Annotated in this window: 18 protein-coding genes; 10 read left to right on the top strand and 8 right to left on the bottom strand. The window is 67.6% G+C overall.

The genetic code is table 11. The features are described 5' to 3' along the window. Nucleotides 1–14 precede the first annotated feature (14 nt). The gene (gene gluQRS / locus V3B41_RS09095; RefSeq protein ID WP_295551143.1) at nt 15–935 is read right to left on the bottom strand and encodes a tRNA glutamyl-Q(34) synthetase GluQRS; all 921 of its coding nucleotides are present in this window, start codon (nt 933–935) and stop codon (nt 15–17) included. Nucleotides 936–1028: 93 nt separating this feature from the next. On the opposite strand from gluQRS, the gene htpX reads away from it, so the two are divergent. Continuing rightward, nucleotides 1029–1895: a protease HtpX gene (gene htpX / locus V3B41_RS09090; RefSeq protein WP_197620781.1), complete on the top strand. Its 867-nt coding sequence runs from the start codon at nt 1029–1031 to the stop codon at nt 1893–1895. A 174-nt stretch (nt 1896–2069) separates the two neighbouring features. On the opposite strand, the gene V3B41_RS09085 is transcribed toward htpX, so the two are convergent. After that, nucleotides 2070–2897: an inositol monophosphatase family protein gene (locus tag V3B41_RS09085; protein WP_005417749.1), complete on the bottom strand. Its 828-nt coding sequence runs from the start codon at nt 2895–2897 to the stop codon at nt 2070–2072. Nucleotides 2898–3017: 120 nt separating this feature from the next. On the opposite strand from V3B41_RS09085, the gene V3B41_RS09080 reads away from it, so the two are divergent. Genes V3B41_RS09080 through V3B41_RS09070 form a run of 3 tightly spaced genes read left to right on the top strand, consistent with a single transcriptional unit; the run spans nt 3018 to nt 6891 of the window. Beyond that, on the top strand, nt 3018–3788 hold the full coding sequence (locus V3B41_RS09080; protein ID WP_049426846.1) for an RNA methyltransferase: 771 nt from the start codon (nt 3018–3020) through the stop codon (nt 3786–3788). 47 nt (nt 3789–3835) lie between these two features. Next, nucleotides 3836–4768: a phosphate/phosphite/phosphonate ABC transporter substrate-binding protein gene (locus V3B41_RS09075; RefSeq protein WP_049426845.1), complete on the top strand. Its 933-nt coding sequence runs from the start codon at nt 3836–3838 to the stop codon at nt 4766–4768. Next, nucleotides 4765–6891, top strand: a complete 2127-nt coding sequence (locus V3B41_RS09070; RefSeq protein WP_049426843.1) for a GGDEF domain-containing protein — start codon at nt 4765–4767, stop codon at nt 6889–6891. Before V3B41_RS09075 ends, V3B41_RS09070 begins: the two co-directional genes overlap by 4 nt. Before the next feature lie 68 nt (nt 6892–6959). On the opposite strand, the gene epmB is transcribed toward V3B41_RS09070, so the two are convergent. Next, nucleotides 6960–8000: an EF-P beta-lysylation protein EpmB gene (gene epmB, locus V3B41_RS09065; protein ID WP_329860759.1), complete on the bottom strand. Its 1041-nt coding sequence runs from the start codon at nt 7998–8000 to the stop codon at nt 6960–6962. Between the two features lie 96 nt (nt 8001–8096). Here epmB and efp point away from each other — a divergent pair, with 96 nt between their 5' ends. From efp to V3B41_RS09040, 5 genes are all read left to right on the top strand, one after another. Next, complete coding sequence (gene efp / locus V3B41_RS09060; RefSeq protein WP_005410381.1) at nt 8097–8663, top strand: elongation factor P; 567 nt, start codon at nt 8097–8099, stop codon at nt 8661–8663. Between the two features lie 163 nt (nt 8664–8826). Then, nucleotides 8827–10170: a TRZ/ATZ family hydrolase gene (locus tag V3B41_RS09055; RefSeq protein ID WP_006457248.1), complete on the top strand. Its 1344-nt coding sequence runs from the start codon at nt 8827–8829 to the stop codon at nt 10168–10170. Nucleotides 10171–10195: 25 nt separating this feature from the next. Then, nucleotides 10196–10912, top strand: coding sequence for a bifunctional 2-polyprenyl-6-hydroxyphenol methylase/3-demethylubiquinol 3-O-methyltransferase UbiG (gene ubiG, locus V3B41_RS09050; RefSeq protein WP_049429626.1), 717 nt, complete (start codon nt 10196–10198; stop codon nt 10910–10912). Beyond that, a complete protein-coding gene (locus V3B41_RS09045; protein WP_049429625.1) occupies nt 10909–11604 on the top strand; it encodes a phosphoglycolate phosphatase in 696 nt (231 codons plus the stop codon). Before ubiG ends, V3B41_RS09045 begins: the two co-directional genes overlap by 4 nt. An 11-nt stretch (nt 11605–11615) precedes the next feature. After that, nucleotides 11616–12320 (top strand): squalene/phytoene synthase family protein, encoded by a 705-nt coding sequence (locus V3B41_RS09040; RefSeq protein WP_329860755.1) that lies wholly within the window; start codon nt 11616–11618, stop codon nt 12318–12320. Nucleotides 12321–12456: 136 nt separating this feature from the next. Here the strand turns inward: V3B41_RS09040 and V3B41_RS09035 are convergent, their stop codons facing one another. Genes V3B41_RS09035 through yidD form a run of 3 tightly spaced genes read right to left on the bottom strand, consistent with a single transcriptional unit; the run spans nt 12457 to nt 14907 of the window. After that, nucleotides 12457–13305, bottom strand: a complete 849-nt coding sequence (locus tag V3B41_RS09035) for a M23 family metallopeptidase (protein WP_329860753.1) — start codon at nt 13303–13305, stop codon at nt 12457–12459. After that, a complete protein-coding gene (locus tag V3B41_RS09030) occupies nt 13305–14651 on the bottom strand; it encodes a dihydroorotase (protein WP_049429622.1) in 1347 nt (448 codons plus the stop codon). Before V3B41_RS09030 ends, V3B41_RS09035 begins: the two co-directional genes overlap by 1 nt. Nucleotide 14652: 1 nt before the next feature. After that, complete coding sequence (gene yidD, locus V3B41_RS09025; protein WP_049429621.1) at nt 14653–14907, bottom strand: membrane protein insertion efficiency factor YidD; 255 nt, start codon at nt 14905–14907, stop codon at nt 14653–14655. A 271-nt stretch (nt 14908–15178) separates the two neighbouring features. Here yidD and dksA point away from each other — a divergent pair, with 271 nt between their 5' ends. Next, nucleotides 15179–16393: an RNA polymerase-binding protein DksA gene (gene dksA, locus V3B41_RS09020; RefSeq protein ID WP_049429620.1), complete on the top strand. Its 1215-nt coding sequence runs from the start codon at nt 15179–15181 to the stop codon at nt 16391–16393. A 732-nt stretch (nt 16394–17125) separates the two neighbouring features. Here the strand turns inward: dksA and V3B41_RS09015 are convergent. Then, nucleotides 17126–18373 (bottom strand): MFS transporter, encoded by a 1248-nt coding sequence (locus V3B41_RS09015; RefSeq protein ID WP_329860749.1) that lies wholly within the window; start codon nt 18371–18373, stop codon nt 17126–17128. Next, entirely contained in the window at nt 18370–18822 is a 453-nt protein-coding gene (locus V3B41_RS09010; RefSeq protein WP_005410372.1) for a SufE family protein, read from the bottom strand. The genes V3B41_RS09015 and V3B41_RS09010 overlap by 4 nt, the downstream gene beginning before the upstream one ends. Nucleotides 18823–18841 lie beyond the last annotated feature (19 nt).

Genomic DNA, 18841 nt, shown 5'->3' with positions numbered 1-18841 from the left:
ATGCTGTCCGGAAATCAGGTGGGGGAGGGGGGATTCTGCAACATCGGCGCGGAAAGTGCGCCGGGTGGCAGCAGGATGTCGGCACGTGGCAGCCGCGCCGGGTCGAAGGCCTGCCGGGCGGCCGCCAGCAGCGTGTCCAGATCGTGCGCAGGTTCCAGTGCCCCGGGTGCCTGGCCGAGCAGCTGCCAAAGTTGGCGCAGCACTGGCAGCGGGCGCGAACTGTCCACCGGCAGTGCGGCCAGCGACTTGGAAAGTTTGTGGCCCGGCGTATCCAGCAGCAGCGGCAGGTGCCAGTAGCGCGGTACTGGCAGGCACAGTGCCTGCTGCAGCAGGATCTGCCGTGCGGTAGAGTCGAGCAGGTCGGCGCCGCGCACCACCTCGGTCACGCCCTGTGCGGCGTCATCGACCACGACTGCCAGCTGGTAGGCCCAGCAGCCATCCGCACGGCGCAGCACGAAGTCGCCGACCTCGGCATGCACGTCCTGCTGCTGCGGTCCACGCAGGCCATCGGTGAAGCGCACGATGCTGCCCGGTTGCACGCGGAAGCGGACGGCGGGGTCCGGTCGAGATTGCCGGGCGACGCAACGATGGTGGATGCCGCCGCTGGCAGTCAGGTCGCTGCGGCTGCAGTGGCAGACGAAGGCCTGGTCGCTGGCAAGCAGCACGTCCAGCACGGCCTGGTAGGCGTCGCCGCGCGCGCTCTGCCAGACGATCGGGCCATCGTGGACCAGGCCGAATGCCGCCAGCGCCTGCAGCTGTGCCTCGGCGGCACCGGGCACAGTGCGCGGTGGGTCGACGTCTTCGATGCGCAGCCGCCACAGGCCACCGTGATGGCGTGCAAGCAGCCAGCTGCCGAAGGCGGCGAGCAGGGATCCGGGGTGAAGCAGGCCGGTCGGCGAGGGCGCGAAGCGGCCGCAGGGAATGGGGGAGATCATGCTGGCTGAATCGTCGGTCAGGTTGGCGCTTGAATTCAAGCTGACCACACCGCAAATTGACCGGTATCGCCCCCTTCCGAGCCGGATTTTCCCATGTTTACCCGCATTGCCCTGTTCCTGGCGACCAACTTCGCGGTCCTGATCCTCGCCAGCATCGTGATGTCGTTGCTGGGGGTCAGTTCGAACCAGATGAGTGGCCTGCTGGTCATGGCCGCGATCTTTGGTTTTGGTGGCTCGCTTATCTCGCTGCTGCTGTCCAAGTGGATGGCCAAGCGCTCCACCGGTGCGGTGGTGATTACCGAGCCGCGCAACCAGACCGAGCGCTGGCTGCTGGCCACGGTCGAGCGCCAGGCCAAGGCCGCCGGCATCGGCATGCCGGAAGTCGCTGTGTACGATGGCCCGGAGATCAACGCCTTCGCCACCGGCGCCAACCGCAACAACGCGCTGGTGGCGGTGTCCACCGGCCTGCTGCACAACATGAGCGAGGACGAGGCCGAAGCGGTGCTGGGCCATGAGATCGCCCACGTCGCCAACGGTGACATGATCACCATGGCGCTGCTGCAGGGTGTGCTGAACACCTTCGTGATCGTGCTGGCCCGCGTGGTCGGCGGCATCATCGACAGCGCGCTGTCGGGCAACCGCGAAGGCGGCGGCCGTGGCTTCGCCTACTTCATCATCGTGTTCGTGCTGGAGATGGTATTCGGCCTGTTCGCCACCATCATCGCGATGTGGTTCTCGCGCCACCGCGAGTTCCGCGCCGATGCAGGCGGTGCCTCGCTGGCTGGCCGCCAGAAGATGATCGCCGCGCTGGAGCGCCTGCAGTTGAACCACGGCCAGAGCACGCTGCCGACGCAGATCGCTGCATTCGGTATTGCCGGTTCGACCGCGAAGAAGCTGTTCATGAGCCATCCGCCGCTGGAAGAGCGCATTGCTGCGCTGCGGGCGTCGACGGTGGCGTAAGTCTTCGCTCCTTGTTAGTGCAGGAACGCCTGGCCCCGCGCCGGGCGTTTTTGTTTGTGGAGAGGCATGCATCGGTAGCGCCGGGCCATGCCCGGCGGAAACGAATCTCCGTGCGCACAAACGAAAACGGCACCCTCGCAGGTGCCGTTTCAGTGAGCCGCGTTACGTGGACGCTCAGAACTTTGCGTCGAACTCGGCAGCGTAACCGGTGTTGACCAGCACCTTCTGCAACGACTCTGCCACCTTCAGGTTGCCGGCCACGATCTGGTGCGTCTCCGGGCCGCGGTTGTCCATGCGGCCCAGGGTGGCGCCCTTGAAGTCGCAGACCTTGCCGCCCGCTTCGCGGACCAGCAGCAGGCCGGCGGCGATGTCCCACGCCTTCACGCCGGCTTCGAAGTAGGCATCGGCACGGCCGCAGGCCACGTAGGCCAGGTCCAGCGCGGCCGAACCAGTGCGGCGGATGTCCTCGCCGTGCACCAGCAGGGCGTCGACCGCCTTCAGCTGGGCACTGGCGCGGCTGCGCTCGCGCGGGGCGAAGCCGGTGTGAATCATGGTGCCTTCCAGATCCTTGCGGTCGGCCACGCGGATGCGGCGGTCGTTCAGCACGGCACCGGCGCCGCGGCTGGCGGTGAACAGTTCATTGCGCAGCGGATCGAAGATGACCGCATCGGTCGGCTCGCCATTCTCGACCAGGGCGATCGACACGCAGTAGTGCGGCACGCCGCGCAGGTAGTTGCTGGTGCCATCCAGCGGGTCGATGACCCACATCTGGCGGCGCTCGCCCTGCACGCCACCTTCTTCACCGAAGATGCCGTAGTCCGGGTAGGCGCGCTTGAGTTCCTTGACGATGACCTTTTCCGCGTCCGCATCCACTTCGCTGGCATAGTCCATCCGGCCCTTCTGCACCACGTTCAGTGCCTCGAGCTTGTTGATGTTGCGCAACAGGACGTTGCCGGCGAGGCGGGCGGCCTTGACCATGACGGTGACGGCGGGTTTCTGCATGGCGTGGGCTCCCGGAAAGGCAGAAGAGATGGACTGGCGGGGGAAAAGAGCGGGTCCGGCGCAGTGGCCGGCCGCACAGTTTACCATTGGTCATCGTCCAGCTCGACCTTTTCCCTGTTCATGTCCCAGTTTCCTGCCGCAACCCGCCTCCGATTCGTCCTGGTCGGTACCCAGCACCCCGGCAACATGGGGGCTGCCGCCCGCGCCCTGAAGACCATGGGCCTGGCCCGCCTGGTGCTGGTCGCCCCCGAAAAGCCGCTCGACGAAGAGGCCTTCCGCCGCTCGGCCGGTGCCGAAGACGTGCTGGGGGACGCCCCGGTGGTGGCTACCCTGGCCGAGGCCGTGGCTGACTGTCGCCTGGTACTGGGCTGCACGGCCCGTGCCCGCCGCGTCCAGCTGGAGGAGTACCTGCCGGCCGATGCTGCCGCCCGTGCGGTGGCCAAGGCGGGCGAAGGTGCCGAGGTGGCACTGGTGTTCGGCCGCGAGCGCACCGGCCTGACCAACGAGGAGCTGCAGCTCTGCCACGCCGCAGTGCACATCCCGTCAGACCCGGAGTTCAGTTCGCTCAACCTGGCCGCCGCCGTGCAGGTGCTGGCCTATGAAACGCGCATGCAACTGCTTGGGGCGCAGCCGGTTGCAGAAACCGAACCCGGCTTCCGCGAACAGGCGGCCAGCCACGAGCAGATGGAGAGCTTCTTCGCCCAGCTGGGTGACACGCTGGACGAGATCGATTTCCACAAGGGCCGCGCCCCCGAGTCGGCGATGCGCAAGCTGCGCCGCCTGTTCCTGCGCAGCGAGCCCACCGAACAGGAAGTGCGCCTGCTGCGCGGCATCCTCGCCGACACCCAGCGCATGGCGCGACTGGCGCAGGCAGGCGGCAAGGACAGCTGACGACGTTCTCATTTTTTCGGGTAGTCTGTCTGGATACCCAGGGGGGGATGAAGCCTGTGTCGGGTCTGCGAAAGGCAATGCAGGGGGGACTGCTGAGCCTGGCCATGGTCCTGCTGGCCGGGACGGTGCGTGCAGCACCGGACCCGGTGCTGGTGCTGGGCCGGATCAGCGATGACCCCAAGGCCCACTACGAGCAGCTGCAACCCCTGCTGGACTACGTTGTGGCTCGCATGCATGACGTCGGCATCCAGGAGGGGCGGATACTGATGGCCCGCGACCCGCAGCAGATGGCCAGCTATCTGCGGCGGGGACGGGTCGACTGGGTCACGGAAACCTCCGGTACGGCAGTGGCGTTGGGCCAGCGCAGCGGCGCTCGCCCCCTGCTGCTGACCGAGCGCAACGGTGTGCGGGAGTACCAGACGGTGTTCTTCGTGCGCAGCGACAGTCCCATCCAGCGGGTGCAGGATCTGCGCGGCCATCGTCTGGCCCTGCAGAACACGGCCTCCACCAGCGCCTATCTGGTGCCGGTGATGACCCTGCTGAACCATGGCCTGTCGCCACAGATCCTGGCCGGGGTGTGGGACGTGCCAGGGCGTGACAGCGTGGGGTATGTGTTCGCGCGCAGCGAGTTGAACATCGCGACGTACGTGCACAAGGGGATGGCGGATGTGGGGGCGGTGAGCAGCGTGGACTGGAATGACGAGCGGCGGGTGCCGGCTGCATTCCGGCGCGATTTCCGCGAACTGCTGCGCACCGAACCATACCCGCGTGCGGTGGAGATGGTCCGCGCCGACCTCGATGCCCGGGTGCGCGATCGCCTGCAGGACGTCCTGCTGCAGGCAGCCAGCGACCCGCAGGCACAGGGCGCGTTGCATCGGTTTTTTGGCACTTCCGGGTTCCACCGTGTCGATGCGCATGCGCAGCAGCGGTTGGATGAATTGAAACAAGGATTGACGCGCGTGCGGATGGAAGTGGAATGAAGTGGCTCGGCTCGGGGATGCAGGCCCGGTTCCTGCTGGCGATGGGCGGAGCGATGGTCGTGGTGGTCGCGATCCTGGCGGTGCTGCTGGGGCGCCAGACGGCGATGCAGAGCGAGGTGCGCACCCTCAGCGGTGGCGTCATCCATGAATTGTTCGATCGCAGCGTGCGCAGCCGCGGCGAGGCGATGGCGCGCGAGTTGTCCGATGCGCTGGCCAACCCACTGTACTACCGCGACCTGGACCAGGTTGGCGTACTCGTGCGCAGCACCGCGCGACAGCCGGTGGTGCGTTATGTACTGGTGTTCGACGAGCGTGGCCGGCTGGTGCACGACGGATCGGTCGAGGTCTCGGGATTCGGCCAGCCGATGGCCGATCCCCTGGCGCCCAAGGCGGCGGCGGCGCAGGCATTGCTGGTGCAGGAATCGCCGAAGGTGCTGGACAACACGATGCCGATCATGGTCGGCAACCAGCGCATCGGCGGCGTCCGCGTCGGCATGGCGCTGGACGAGGTACAGCAACGCGAACAGGCGGCCAATGCCACCCTTGGCGAACGCCTGCAGCTGGTCGGCAGCCGCCACCTCGGATGGTTGCTGCTGATGCTGGGGTTGCTGGTGGTGATTGGCGTGGTGGTGATCATGTACGTGCAGCGCACGCTGGTCGCGCCGATCCGCGATCTGGCCGCAGCCGCGCGCCGCATCGAGGCGGGGGACTATCAGACACCGCTGGCCGAGAACACCCGTGACGACGAAGTGGGTGAGCTGGTGCGCGGCTTCGCCCGCATGCGCGATGCGATCGCCCGCCATGACCGTGAAGTGCGGCACATGGCCTACACCGATGCCTTGACCGGGCTGACCAACCGGCTGGCGTTCCGCGAAGCGCTGGACCATCGGCTGATGGCAGCGCGTGCCGCCAATCACCGGTTGGGACTGTTGTTCGCCGACATCGACGATTTCAAGCGGGTCAACGACACGCTTGGCCATGAGGCCGGTGACGAGGCGTTGCTGCAGTTCGCACAGCGCATCGGTCGTGCGGTCGCGGAAGCGGGCGGTGACGAGGCCCTGCTGGCCCGCTTCGGTGGCGATGAATTCGTGATTCTGGTCGGCGACGGTGACGTGGCCGCCAACGCGCGGCTGCTGGCCGAGGTGCTGGTGCGTGAGCTGGGCAGGCCACTGGTGGTGCAGGGCCGGGAGCTGTTCCTCGGTACCTCGATCGGCGTGACCCTGTTCCCCGATGATGCGGCCGACGCGACGACGCTGCTGAAGAACGGCGACATCGCGATGTACCAGGCGAAGATGGCGGGCAAGAACTGCTACCGCTACTACAGCCGGGCGATGGACCATGCGGTCGAGCGTCGCGTGCACATGGAGCAGGAGCTGCGCGGGGCCTGGGAGCGCGGCGAACTGCGCCTGGCCTACCAGCCGATCTTCCGCATGCGCGACCGTCGCATGGTTGGCGTCGAAGTGCTGCTGCGCTGGCAGCATCCGACGCTGGGCACGATTCCGCCGTCGGTGTTCATCGAAGTGGCCGAGCAGAGCGGGCTGATCGAGATCATCGGCCCGAAGGTGCTGCGTGCGGCCTGCATGGAGGCCTCGCAATGGCCACGTGGCGTGGCGGGCGATGACCTGTTCGTATCGGTCAACGTGTCACCGCGGCAGCTGCGCGGCGGCGAACTGCCGGCGCTGGTCGCGCAATGCCTGCATGAATCCGGGCTGCCAGCGTCGCGCCTGCATCTGGAGCTGACCGAAACCGCCGTGATCGGCGACGAGATGGTTGCCGCGCAGCTGCTGGACAAGCTGCACCGCACCGGCGTGAAGGTCTGGCTGGATGATTTCGGGACCGGCTTCTCCGGGCTCAGTCATCTGCGCCAGGTACCCGTGGACGGCGTGAAGATCGACAAGAGTTTCGTGGCCGACATGCAGCGTGATCCCGACGACCTCGCATTGACCACGGCGATCATCGCCATGGCCCACGCGCTGGGCATCACCGTGGTGGCAGAGGGCATCGAGCAGCAGGCGCAGTTCGAGCTGCTGGCGCAGCGCGGCTGCGATCTGGGACAGGGTTACTGGCTGAGCCACCCGGTCACCGCCACCGAAGTGGTACGGATGATCGAGTCGGGCCTCTGACCTGCTGCCGTTGTCCTGGGATCAGATCCCTTTTCCGCAGGAAAAGGGATCTGATCCCGCCCCCGGATTTACAGCGGGCGCTTGCTCGGGTCGCCCGGCAGCTCGCGCACCAGTTTCGGAATCAGGTAACCGGACAGGCGCGTGGTCAACCCGGCAATCAGTGCCTTGGCCTGGGTGTCATCCACTTCAAAGTGGGCCACGCCTTCGACCCGGTCCAGCTGGTGCAGGTAGTAGGGCAGCACGCCGGCAGCGAAGCTGCGCTCGCTCAGGTCCTGCAGCGCCTGCACGCTGTCGTTGACTCCGCGCAGCAGCACCGCCTGGTTCAGCAGTTGGGCGCCGGTGCCGCGCAGGCGCGCCATCGCGGCGTCCACGCTGGCGTCGAATTCGTTGGCGTGGTTGGCGTGGACCACGATGGCCAGCGGCCACGGCAGGCCGCCCAGCCAGGCCAGCAGCTCCTCGTCCACGCGTTCGGGCAGCACGATCGGCAGGCGGCTGTGGATGCGCAGGCGGCGGATGTGCGGGATCGCGCGCAGTGCGTCGGTCAGCTCGACCAGCTTGTGCGTGGCCAGAGACAGTGGATCGCCGCCGGACAGGATCACCTCGTCGATGTCCGGGTCGGCGGCGATGGCGGCTACGGCCTCCTGCCAGCTACCCCTGGCGGCGTTCTCCGCGCCATAGTCGAAGTGGCGGCGGAAGCAGTAGCGGCAGTTGATCGCGCAGCTGCCGGTGGCAACCAGCAGGGCGCGGCCACGGTACTTCTGGATGACGCCGGTGGCCTTCTTGGCCGCGCCATCGCCCACCGCATCGAAGCTGAACCCGGGCGCGGGACGCATTTCCTCGTCGATCGGCAGCACCTGCCGCAGCAGCGGATCGGCCGGATCACCCTTGCGCATGCGGGCCACGAACCCCTCCGGCACGCGCAGCGCGAACTGGGCCATGGCCGCTTCCGAGACGCCCAGCGCGGCCGGGTCCAGCTGCAGCCGGGCCAGCAGGGCCTGTGGGTCGCGCAGTGCCTGGCGCCAGAGCTGCTGCCAGCGCGCGGGCGCGCCTGGCGACTGGGGCCGGGGGAAGGCGGAAAGCTGCATGGAGAGGGGGCCTGCGGTTATCATGGGGGCAGAAAAACAGTCGCCCACCGGCATCCGGTGGGCTTTCCATTCTAACGGCTCGCCGCACCCGCGGTGTTTCTGCCACTCAGGAGTTTACGCATGGCCAGCTACGGCATGAACGACGTCAAGAACGGGATGAAGATCCTGGTCAACAACCAACCGGCCGTCATCATCGACACCGAATACGTCAAGCCGGGCAAGGGCCAGGCCTTCACCCGCGTGAAGTACCGCCTGATCAAGGACGGCCGTACCCAGGAAGTGACCATGAAGTCGACCGACTCGCTGGATGCAGCCGACGTCGTCGACACCGACATGAACTTCATGTACAGCGATGGCGAGTACTGGCACTTCATGGATCCGGAATCCTTCGAGCAGGTCCAGGCCACCAAGGCCGGCATGGGCGGCGCCGAGAAGTGGCTGAAGGGCGAAGAGTCCTGCGTGGTCACCCTGTGGAACGGTGAGCCGATCTTCGTGCAGCCGCCGAACTTCGTCGAACTGAAGATCACCGAGACCGATCCGGGCGTCCGTGGCGACACCTCGGGCGGCGGCGGCAAGCCGGCCACCCTGGAAACCGGCGCCGTGGTCCGCGTGCCGCTGTTCGTCAACCAGGACGAAGTGATCCGCGTCGACACCCGTTCGGGCGAGTACTCCGCACGCGTCAAGTAATCCGGCGCAGTCGGATTACCTGTAGAGCCGAGCCATGCTCGGCTTTCCGGGCACAACCCGGAACCTGTTGCTGGCGCCCATGGCGCCGCAGCGGACAGCCGCCGGGCATGGCCCGGCGCTACCGCCTCCCGCCAGGCCCTTCTCCAATAGCCAGTGAGCCCGCATGAGCGATAGCCCGCACCTCCCCGAAGCCTGCGACCTGCTCATCGAAGCCGGTTATGTCGTTCCGATCGAGCCGCATGCGGTGGTGCTGGAAGACCATGCCGTGGCCGTGCGTGGCAGCGAGATCGTCGCCATCCTGCCGCGTGCCGAGGCGCGTGCGCGCTTCCGTGCCGCGCAGGTGGTCAGCCGCCCCGAGGCGGCGCTGATGCCGGGCCTGGTCAACGCGCACACGCACAATCCGATGACCCTGCTGCGCGGCGTCGCCGACGACCTGCCACTGATGACCTGGCTGCAGCAGCACATCTGGCCGGTGGAAGCGGCGGTGATCGGCCCCGAATTCGTCGCCGACGGCACCACCCTGGCCATCGCCGAGATGCTGCGCGGCGGCACCACCTGCGCCAACGAGAACTACTTCTTCGGCGACGTGCAGGCCGCGGTCTACAAGAAGCATGGTTTCCGCGCGCTGGTCGGCGCGGTCATCATCGATTTCCCCACCGCCTGGGCCAAGACCGACGACGAGTACTTCGCCAAGGCCGGTGAACTGCATGACCAGTGGCGCACCGATCCGCTGATCGGCACCGCGTTCGCGCCGCACGCGCCGTACACCGTAAACGACGCCAATTTCGAGCGGGTGCGGATGCTGTCCGACCAGCTCGACATGCAGGTCCACCTGCACACCCACGAGACCGCGCAGGAAATCACCGATTCGATCAAGCTGCACGGCCAGCGCCCGCTGGCGCGGCTGGATCGGCTCGGGCTGGTCAACGACCGCCTGATCGCGGTGCACATGACCCAGCTGACCGACGCGGAAATCCACCTGTGCGCCGAACGCGGCGTCAGCGTGGTGCACTGCCCGGAATCGAACCTGAAGCTGGCCTCCGGTTTCTGCCCGGCCTGCGCCCTGCAGCGCGCCGGCGTGAACCTGGCCATCGGCACCGACGGCTGCGCCAGCAACAACGACCTGGACATGTTCAGCGAGAACCGCACTGCGGCGATCCTGGCCAAGGCCGTGGCCGACGACGCCACCGCGCTGGATGCAGCCACCACGCTGCGTGCCTCCACGCTGGGTGGCGCCCGCGCGCTGGGCTTCGGCGACCGCATCGGTTCGATCGAGGTCGGCAAGCAGGCCGACCTGGTCTGCGTCGACCTGTCCGCGCTGGAAACCCAGCCGCTGCACAACGTGCTGTCGCAGCTGGTGTACGCCACCGGCCGCCAGCAGGTCAGCGATGTCTGGATTGCCGGCAAGCCGAAGCTGGTGCAGCGCGAGCTGGTCGGCATGGACCTGCCGGGCATCATCGCCAACGCGCGCCAGTGGCGCGAGCGTATCCGTCATATCCGCGCCTGAACCCTGGCGCTGCAAGGACTTCCCCATGACTGCCCCCCACGCTTCCTCCAATTTCGATCAGGCCGAGCTGGACAAGTTCGCCGCGCTGGCCAACCGCTGGTGGGACGCTGACGGCCCGCAGAAGCCGCTGCATGCGCTGAACCCGGTGCGGCTGAAGTACGTGGCCGACCGCGTGCCGCTGCGCGGTGCGCGCGTGCTGGACATCGGCTGCGGTGGCGGCCTGCTGAGCGAGGCGCTGGCGCAGTCCGGTGCCGACGTCACCGCCATCGACCTGGCCCCGGAACTGGTCAAGGTCGCGCGCCTGCACGCGCTGGAAAGCGGTGCCAAGGTCGATTATCGCGTCCAGGCCGCCGAGGACCTGGCTGCCGAGCAGCCGGGCAGTTTCGATGTGGTCACCTGCATGGAAATGCTCGAGCACGTGCCGGATCCGGGCGCGATCATCGAAGCCTGCAAGCGCCTGCTGAAGCCGGGCGGTCACCTGTTCCTGTCGACCATCAACCGCACCGCTGCTGCCTTCGCGGTGGCGATTGTCGGCGCCGAGTACGTGGCGCGGCTGCTGCCCAAGGGCACACATCACTACCAGGAATTCATCAAGCCGGCCGAGCTGGCGCGCTGGTTGCGCGAGGCCGACATGCAGCTGGTGGATGTCAGCGGCATGGCCTACGAGCCGTGGCGCAACCACGCCCGCCTGAGCAGCCGCACCGACATCAACTACCTGGCCTACGCGGTCAAGCCGGCATGACCTCCCCCGGTTTCCCGCGTGCGGTGCTGTTCGACCTGGACGGCACGCTGCTGGACAGTGCACCGGACTTCGTTGCCACCTGCGATGCGATGCTGGCCGAGCGTGGCCGTGCACCGATCGATCCGGCGTTGTTGCGCCCGGTGGTGTCGAAGGGCTCGCGTGCGATGGTCTCGGCAGCCTTCCCCGAACTGGACACGGCGGCGCGTGATGCGCTGATTCCGGAGTTTCTGCAGCGCTACGAGCGGTTGATCGGCCAGCACGCGGTATTGTTCGATGGCGTTGCAGACATGCTTGCTGCACTGGATGCCGCCGGCACAGTGTGGGGCATCGTCACCAACAAGCCGGAGTACCTGGCGCGGCTGATTGTGCCGCAGTACGGCTGGCAGCAACGCTGTGCGGTGCTGGTGGGCGGCGACAGCCTGGCCGAGCGCAAGCCGCATCCGCTGCCGCTGCTGCACGCCGCGCAGGCGATTGCCGTTGCCGCCGAAGACTGCGTGTACGTGGGCGACGACGAGCGCGACATCATCGCCGCACGCGCTGCCGCCATGCCGTCGGTGGCGGCGCTGTGGGGCTACCGCCTGCACAGCGACGACCCCCTGGCCTGGCAGGCCGACGTGCTGGTCGAGAACGCCGGACTTCTGCAACTGGCCAGCCTCTGGCCGACCCGGCCGGCAACCCCGGCCCAGCCGTAAGGAATGACGTAGTGAGCAGTACCGCGCTGGACAGTTTCCTCGACAAGTGGCGCAGCCGCTGGCCGGAATGGTCGGTGGCCGCCCCGTTCGTGGCCGAATCGCAACGCGAGCTTGCAGTTGCGTGGTTCGCGCTGCTGCAGGAATTCGACGACATGCTCAACACCAGTGGCGACCCGCTGCCAGCCGATGCCAAGCTGGCATGGTGGGGCGAGGAGCTGCGCAGCTGGGCTGCGTACCGGTCGCGTCATCCGTTGGGGCGCCTGCTGGAGCCGGTGCGTGCGCCGTGGGCGCAGCTGGCCGAGGCTCTGCCGGATCTGGTTGAAGCGCGTACCGTCGCGCTGGACGCCGCCAGTGCCGAGCGTGCGCTGGTCAACTACGCTGAAGCCGTGGCTGCGGTCGAGGCGGCGTTGTTCGCGGACAAGCCGCGCACCGGTGCCGGCCGTGCGGTGCAGCTGCAGACCCTGGCCCAGCGCCTGCAGGATGCCGGCGTGGCCGGTGTACCGCGCAGCCTGCTGGATGAGGATTCCAGCACCGCTGCGCAGCGCTGGGCGCAGTACCTGCTGAAGGGGTGGGGCAGCCGCGTACCCGGTCCGCGCCCGCGCCGCGTGTGGTCCAGCCTGGCGCGCGCACGCGTGGCCGCGCAGGCCGCAGGCAAGCCGATCGAAGCCACCCCGGTGCGCACGCTGTTGCGCGTGTGGTGGGCAGCGCGCGGCTGATTGATTCTGGTGGGTGCGGACCTTGATCCGCATGCTGTCTGTAGAGCCGAGCCCATGCTCGGCTCATCTCTGCGCGACAGCCGAGCGTGGGCTCGGCTCTACAACAGCGGCTCACTACCGCACCGGGCGATGGGCGTTACTTCCGCTCCAGCACCAGCAGCGGGTCGATACGGGTGTCGAACCAGTTCATGCCCCAGTGCAGGTGCGGGCCGGTGGCGCGGCCGGTGGCGCCGACCGCCGCAATCAACTGGCCCTGCTCGACGCGATCCCCGACCTTCACGTCGATGCGCGACAGGTGCAGGAAGTTGGAACTGACGCCGAAACCGTGGTCGAGCAGCAGCGTGCCGCCGGTCAGGTACAGGTCCGGGCCGGCGAAGGTGACGATGCCGGCGGCCGGTGCCTTCACCGGGGTGCCGGTGGGCACCGCGATGTCCATGCCGGAATGACCGGCGCCGGGTTGGCCGTTGTAGACGCGCGCATTGCCGAAGCGACCGCTGATGCGGCCCTGCACTGGCCAGATGAAGGTCTGGGTGAAGTCGGTACGGTCGTCATCGCGGGCGCGTGCGGCGGTCACCTGCGCCTGTTCGCGCTTGATCCGCTCGGCAATTGCCGGCGGCGGATTGACCGTCTTCGGCGGCACGCCGTTGACCCGCTCGGTCGGCCAGTCACGCGGCGTCACCGCGATGGTCACGGTTTCGCTGCCACCGCCGGCGCGCTGCACCTGCACGCGCAACGGACCCTTCTCGTCGCGGCCGATGCCGAACACCACGCTGCCATAGCCGCTCACCCGCAGCTGGCGGCCAGCGTACTGGACGCGGCTGCCAGCGGGAACTTTGCCGATCACCAGCGCGCCCTGCGACGCGCTGGCCGGAAACACCACGCGGCTGTCGATCAGGCTGCCGATGCCATCCTGCGCGTTGGCCGAAGATGTGCAGAGCAGGGGCGCAGCCAGGAGCAGCGCCCCGGTCAGGAGAGCCGCGCGCATCAGCGGTCGTAGGTCATGCGCTGGCCGGCCGGCTCGCCGACCAGTTTGCTGCCGTCCCACACCAGCTGGCCGTTGACCCAGGTGGCGGCGACGCGCGAACGGAAGGTCGTGCCTTCAAACGGCGACCAGCCACACTTGGACAGCACGTCCTCGCGCTTGACCGTGAACGGCACGTCCTCCACCAGCACCAGGTCGGCGAAGTAGCCTTCGCGCAGGAAGCCGCGCTCTTCCACGTCGAACAGCTGTGCCGGCGCGTGTGCGAATTTCTGCACCACCTGCTCGCGGGTCAGCTTGCCTTCGTGCACGCGCTCCAGCGCGGCCACCAGTGCGTACTGCACCAGCGGCAGGCCCGACGGCGCCTGCGCGTACGGCTTCTGCTTCTCTTCCCAGGTGTGCGGCGCGTGGTCGGTGGCCAGCACGTCCAGCACGTCGTCGGCCAGCGCGGCGGTGATCGCCTCGCGGTCGGATACTTCCTTGATCGCCGGGTTGCACTTGATCAGGTTGCCCTTGGTCGCGTAATCCGGGCGCGCGAAGTGCAGGAAGTGCACGCAGGTTTCGGCAGTGATCTGCTTGCGACTGCCGTCGGCGCGGATCAGCGGGCCCTTCTCGAACAGTGCCAGCTCGTCAGCGGTGGAGATGTGCAGCACGTGCAGGCGGGTACCGTGCTTGCGTGCCAGCGACATCGCCAGCCGGGTGGACTTGATGCAGGCTTCGCGCGAACGGATGTCCGGGTGCATGTCCGGCGTCAGGGCGTCACCGTACTTTTCCTGGAAGGCCTTCAGGTTGGCATCGATCATCGGCGTGTCTTCGCAGTGCGTGATGATCGGGGTCGGGCATTCGCGGAAGATCGCGTCCAGGGTTTCCGGGTTGTCCACCAGCATGTTGCCGGTGGAGGCGCCCATGAACACCTTCACGCCCGGGGCCTTCTTCGGGTCCAGTGCACGGATCGCTTCGAGGTTGTCATTGCTGGCGCCGTGGTAGAAGCCGTAGTTGGCCCAGGCGCGGCCGCGTGCCAGTTCGTACTTGGCTTCCAGGATGGTCGAATCCAGCGTCGGCGGGTTGGTGTTGGGCATGTCCATGAAGCTGGTCAGGCCGCCGGCCACGGCCGCCGCCGATTCGCTGGCGATGTCGCCCTTGTGGGTCAGGCCCGGCTCGCGGAAATGCACCTGGTCGTCGATCATGCCGGGCAGCAGCCAGCGCCCGGCGGCGTCCACCACCTGCTCGCCGTCGCGCGGCGTGAGCCCGCTGCCGATCTGCGCGATGCGGCCGTTCTCGATGCGCAGGTCGCCGTCGAAGGTGCGGCCTTCGTTGACCATCCGGGCGTTGGTGATGAGGGTGGAGGACATGTCAGTGTTTTCCTGTGCAACGGCAAGAGGGGGCGTGGGTGGATTCGGGCACCGGGTCGAAGCCGCCGGGATGGAACGGATGGCAGCGGCCCAGCCGGCGCGCAGCCAGCCAGCTGCCGCGCAGCGGGCCGTGTCGGGAGATGGCGTCCATCGCGTATTCAGAACAGCTCGGCACGAAACGGCAACGCGGCCCCAGCAGGGGGCTGATGAAGCGCTTGTAGAAGCGCAGCAGGGAAATGAGCAGGCGCGAGATCACCCAGTCATCTTATGCCAGTTGGCATGAAGGCCGCATTTGTGCAGGATGGGCCGTTGGTCGCATGTCGCCGATGGCCTGCGACCGGTACCAGCACCCGCGGGTGCTGGCCAGGTTCCGTACCGCGCAAGGCGGTCCGTGTTCGTCGGACTGCCCCTTGGGCACCTTGACTCCAGGACTGAATGGAGCAGGGTGCCGAGGTTGCTGCTGCGGGACGGGTAGGCTATAAAGGCCCGCTTTCCCGGGCCCCGGGGAATCCAAGGAAGAGCGTTTCGTGGCTGCTAAAAAAACTGCAAAGAAGGCCGCAACGGCCGCCAAGAAAACCGCCAAGCCTGTTGTGAAGAAGTTGGCGGCAAAGCCCGTTGCCAAGAAACCGGCGAGCAAGCCGGCGACCAAGGCAGCGTCCTCGCAACCGGCGGCCAGGAAGGCCACCGCAAAGAAAACGCCGGTCAAGGCAACCAAGCCGGTGGCGAAGAAGGCCGCTGCGCCTGCCAAGGCCAAGCCTGCCGCTGCCAGCAAGAAGGCGCCGGTGGTGAAGAAGGCCGCCAGCAAGGCCGCGCCGGTCAAGAAGGCCGCCGCCAAGCCGGTGGCGAAGAAGGCAGCAGCCAAGCCGGCGCCGAAGGCTGCGGTCAAGCCGGTTGCCAAGCCCGTAGCAAAGAAGGTCGCTGCGGCTAAACCGGTCGCCACGCCTGCCGCTGTAAAGAAGGTTGCCAAGAATGTTGCCGCGCCGGCCGCGAAGCCGACCCCGGCCCCAGTAGTGAAGTCCGCACCGAAGCCTGCTGCCAAGCCGGCTCCGGCCAAGCCTGTCCCGGCCAAGACCGTGGCAGTGGCAGCAGCCCAACCGGCCTCAAAGCCGGCCCCGGCCGCCGCTCCTGCCGCTTCGAAGGCCCCGCAATCCAAGAATCCCGTGCCCGTTTCGAAATCGCCTGCCAAAACCGCCGTGAAATCCGATTCCGCCCCGAAGACCGTGTCGCGCCCTGTCGGCAAGGTTGCCGTGGCCGTCGCCGCCCGCTCGGCTGCACCGGCCCCGCGCAGCAAGTACAAGGTGGTCGAATACAAGACCGACGAGGCCACTGGCCGCCCGATCCTGCCGGCTGGCTACAAGCCGTCCTCGGAAGAGGAATACATGAGCTCGCTGCAGCAGGAATACTTCCGCCAGCGCCTGCAGAACTGGCGTGCGGACCTGGTGGAAGAGTCCAAGCAGACCATCGAGAACCTGCGCGAGGAAGTGCGTGACATCGGCGATGAAGCCGAGCGTGCGACCCGCGAGACCGAGAACTCGCTGGAACTGCGTACCCGCGACCGCTACCGCAAGCTGATCGGCAAGATCGACAGCACCCTCAAGCGCCTGGAAGCGGGCGACTACGGCTACTGCGTCGACACCGGCGAAGAAATCGGCCTGGAGCGCCTGGAGGCGCGCCTGACCGCCGAGCGCACCATCGACGCCCAGGAGCGTTGGGAGCACCTGCAGAAGCAGCAGGGCGACTGATTCCGGTTCGTTGTGATGTCATGCGAAAAGCCCGGCTTCGGCCGGGTTTTTTGTTGGGTTCGGGTTGGCTGCGAAGAGCAGCGCCTTCCGGGTATCGGGGTGAGCCTGCGGGTGGGGTCGGGCAGGACACGCTGCAAGTACATCCCTGTAAGCTCGGCCGCGGCATCCATGCCGCGGACGGTCCTGCCCGGACCCATCCGCAGGCTCTTGACGCTTCCCTGCGTGCGCGGCTGATGTAGAGCCGAGCCCACGCTCGGCTCAGGCCGAAGCCGGAGGATAGGGAAGAGCAAGAGCAAGAACAGCCAAGCATGGCTTGGCTCTACCAGAAGCGGTCATGCGTGCGCTCGCGGCTGTTAGGTCCGCCTTGTAGCGAGCCGAGCACCGCAGGGGAATCAGGGGCGAAGAGGCGGCTCTATCCTGTAGAGCCGACTGCTAGTCGGCTGGCTCTCCGCGCCGTCCCCTGATTCGCCGAGGAGCGCAGGGCACCAGTGCGCAGCACCGGCTCGCGGATGGCGGCGCGTTTCTTTGGTGACTTTCTTGATGGCGCACATCCATGTGCGCCACCCTGCGGGCCGGCTGCGCCGTTCCGCGCTGCTCCTGCAGCACGGTGCGCGCGCAAAGAAAGTGACACCCCGCCGCGGTCGCGGAAGAAGCCCGCCGGGCGCGGCCCGGCGCAACCGCTGCGTGGGCGCACGGAAATGCGCAGCCGAGCATGGGCTCGGCTCTACAGGTTCACTGCAGGTCGCGAAGATTCAGTTTCCGCAGCGTCGGGTTCTTCCACGCGGTGATCCCGGCCACGCTCAGCACCGCGAACCCGCCCAGCACCACCGCCGGCACCAGGCCGAGCAGCTTCGCCATCGTGCCGGCATAGAACGCGCCCAGTTCGTTGGACGAACTGATGAAGATGCCGTTGATCGACGATACCCGCCCGCGCATTTCCTCCGGCGTGGCCAGCTGCAGGATGGTCGAGCGGATCACCACCGACACGCCATCGAACGCCCCGTAGAACAGCAGGATCAGCGCCGACAGCCAGAAGTGCTGCGACAGCCCGAAGCTGATCACGCACAGGCCGAACCCGGCCACCGCGAACAGCAGCACGCGGCCGGCATTGCGGTGCAGCGGGTGGCGGGCCAGCCACAGGCCAACGCACACCGAACCCAGCGCCGGCATCGCGCGCAGGATGCCCAGGCCTTCCGGGCCGTGGTGCAGGATTTCGTGCAGGAAGGCCGGCAGCATCGCCACCACGCCGCCCAGAAGCACCGAGAACATGTCCAGCGCCATCGCGCCGACCATGATCCGGTTGCCGACCACGAAGCGCGCGCCTTCGGCGATGCTCTTGAAGATCGGCGCGGCCGGACCGGTGTGCACTGGCTCTTCCACTTTCAGCGCGGCCAGGCAGGCCATCGCCACCAGCGCGAAGCCGGTGGCCACCGCATACGACAGGCCCTTGCCGCCGAAGCCGACCAGTACGCCGCCCAGCGCCGGGCCGGCGACCATGCCGGCCTGGAACACCACGGCGCCGAGCCCGGCGCCGCGTGCGAACTGGTCGCGGGCCAGCACGCGGGCGAACAGCGCGTTGTAGATGGGCGAGAGGAACGCACGGACCATGCCGGTCAGCGCAATGGCCGCATAGATCGGCCACACGCCTTCAAACGGCAGCCACCCGGTGGCAACGCCGGTCAGCACCAGCGCCGTGGCGATCAGCCCGGAACAGGCGACCATGCCCAGCCGGCGGCGCGGCAGGTGGTCGACCAGATAGCCGGCGAACGGCGCCACGCAGAAGAACGGCAGCACCTCGGCCAAGCCGACCAGGCCCAGCGAGAACGGATTGCGGGTGACTTCGTAGATGTGCCAGCCGACGGTGACTGCCACCACCTGGTAGGACAGCATCGCGAAGATGCGGTAGGCCAGCAGCTTGGCGAAACCGGGCCGGGACAGCAGGCCCAGCGCGGTGTCTTCGGCTGTGGCAGGCTCGCTCACGACGGATCGCGCTGCAGCTGGGCCTGCGCGGTCTCGCGGATGAAAGCCAGCATCGCCGCCACGCCGTTGCTGCGGGTGGGGGAGAGGTGGCGGGCCAGCCCGATGTCCTGGATGTAGCTGGGCTCGGTATCCAGGATTTCCTGTGCCGAGCGCCCGGAGTACACGCGCAGGGCCAGGAAGATCAGTCCGGAGACGATGGCCGAGTCGCTGATGGCGTGGAAGCGCAGCGACTGCGCGTTGCCTTCCGGCACGATCCAGACCATCGACTGGCAGCCCAGCAGGCGGTGCTCTTCGGTCTTCCACTCGTCCGGGAAGGCGGGCAGCTTGCGGCCGAGGTCGATCAGGTACTGGTAGCGCTCGGACCAGTCGCCGAAGAAGCCGAATTCCTCGGCGATGGCGGTCTGGGCCTCGGCGGCGGTGGGTTCAAGCGGGAACGGGGAGTCGGTCACAACAGTCTCTACGGTGGGG

The sequence above is a fragment of the Stenotrophomonas sp. SMYL89 genome (genome assembly GCF_036319985.1).
Taxonomy (GTDB): domain Bacteria; phylum Pseudomonadota; class Gammaproteobacteria; order Xanthomonadales; family Xanthomonadaceae; genus Stenotrophomonas; species Stenotrophomonas maltophilia_Q.
This window is presented reverse-complemented; position numbering and strand designations above follow the sequence as displayed.

Bases quoted from the DNA above. Each gene is read 5' to 3' on its own strand.
- V3B41_RS09085 (WP_005417749.1), bottom strand. From the start codon at position 2,897: ATGCAGAAACCCGCCGTCACCGTCATGGTCAAGGCCGCCCGCCTCGCC.
- gluQRS (WP_295551143.1), bottom strand. From the start codon at position 935: ATGATCTCCCCCATTCCCTGCGGCCGCTTCGCGCCCTCGCCGACCGGC.
- V3B41_RS09045 (WP_049429625.1), top strand. From the start codon at position 10,909: ATGACCTCCCCCGGTTTCCCGCGTGCGGTGCTGTTCGACCTGGACGGC.
- htpX (WP_197620781.1), top strand. From the start codon at position 1,029: ATGTTTACCCGCATTGCCCTGTTCCTGGCGACCAACTTCGCGGTCCTG.
- V3B41_RS09070 (WP_049426843.1), top strand. From the start codon at position 4,765: ATGAAGTGGCTCGGCTCGGGGATGCAGGCCCGGTTCCTGCTGGCGATG.
- V3B41_RS09030 (WP_049429622.1), bottom strand. From the start codon at position 14,651: ATGTCCTCCACCCTCATCACCAACGCCCGGATGGTCAACGAAGGCCGC.
- epmB (WP_329860759.1), bottom strand. From the start codon at position 8,000: ATGATAACCGCAGGCCCCCTCTCCATGCAGCTTTCCGCCTTCCCCCGG.
- V3B41_RS09080 (WP_049426846.1), top strand. From the start codon at position 3,018: ATGTCCCAGTTTCCTGCCGCAACCCGCCTCCGATTCGTCCTGGTCGGT.
- ubiG (WP_049429626.1), top strand. From the start codon at position 10,196: ATGACTGCCCCCCACGCTTCCTCCAATTTCGATCAGGCCGAGCTGGAC.
- efp (WP_005410381.1), top strand. From the start codon at position 8,097: ATGGCCAGCTACGGCATGAACGACGTCAAGAACGGGATGAAGATCCTG.
- V3B41_RS09075 (WP_049426845.1), top strand. From the start codon at position 3,836: ATGAAGCCTGTGTCGGGTCTGCGAAAGGCAATGCAGGGGGGACTGCTG.
- V3B41_RS09035 (WP_329860753.1), bottom strand. From the start codon at position 13,305: ATGCGCGCGGCTCTCCTGACCGGGGCGCTGCTCCTGGCTGCGCCCCTG.
- V3B41_RS09055 (WP_006457248.1), top strand. From the start codon at position 8,827: ATGAGCGATAGCCCGCACCTCCCCGAAGCCTGCGACCTGCTCATCGAA.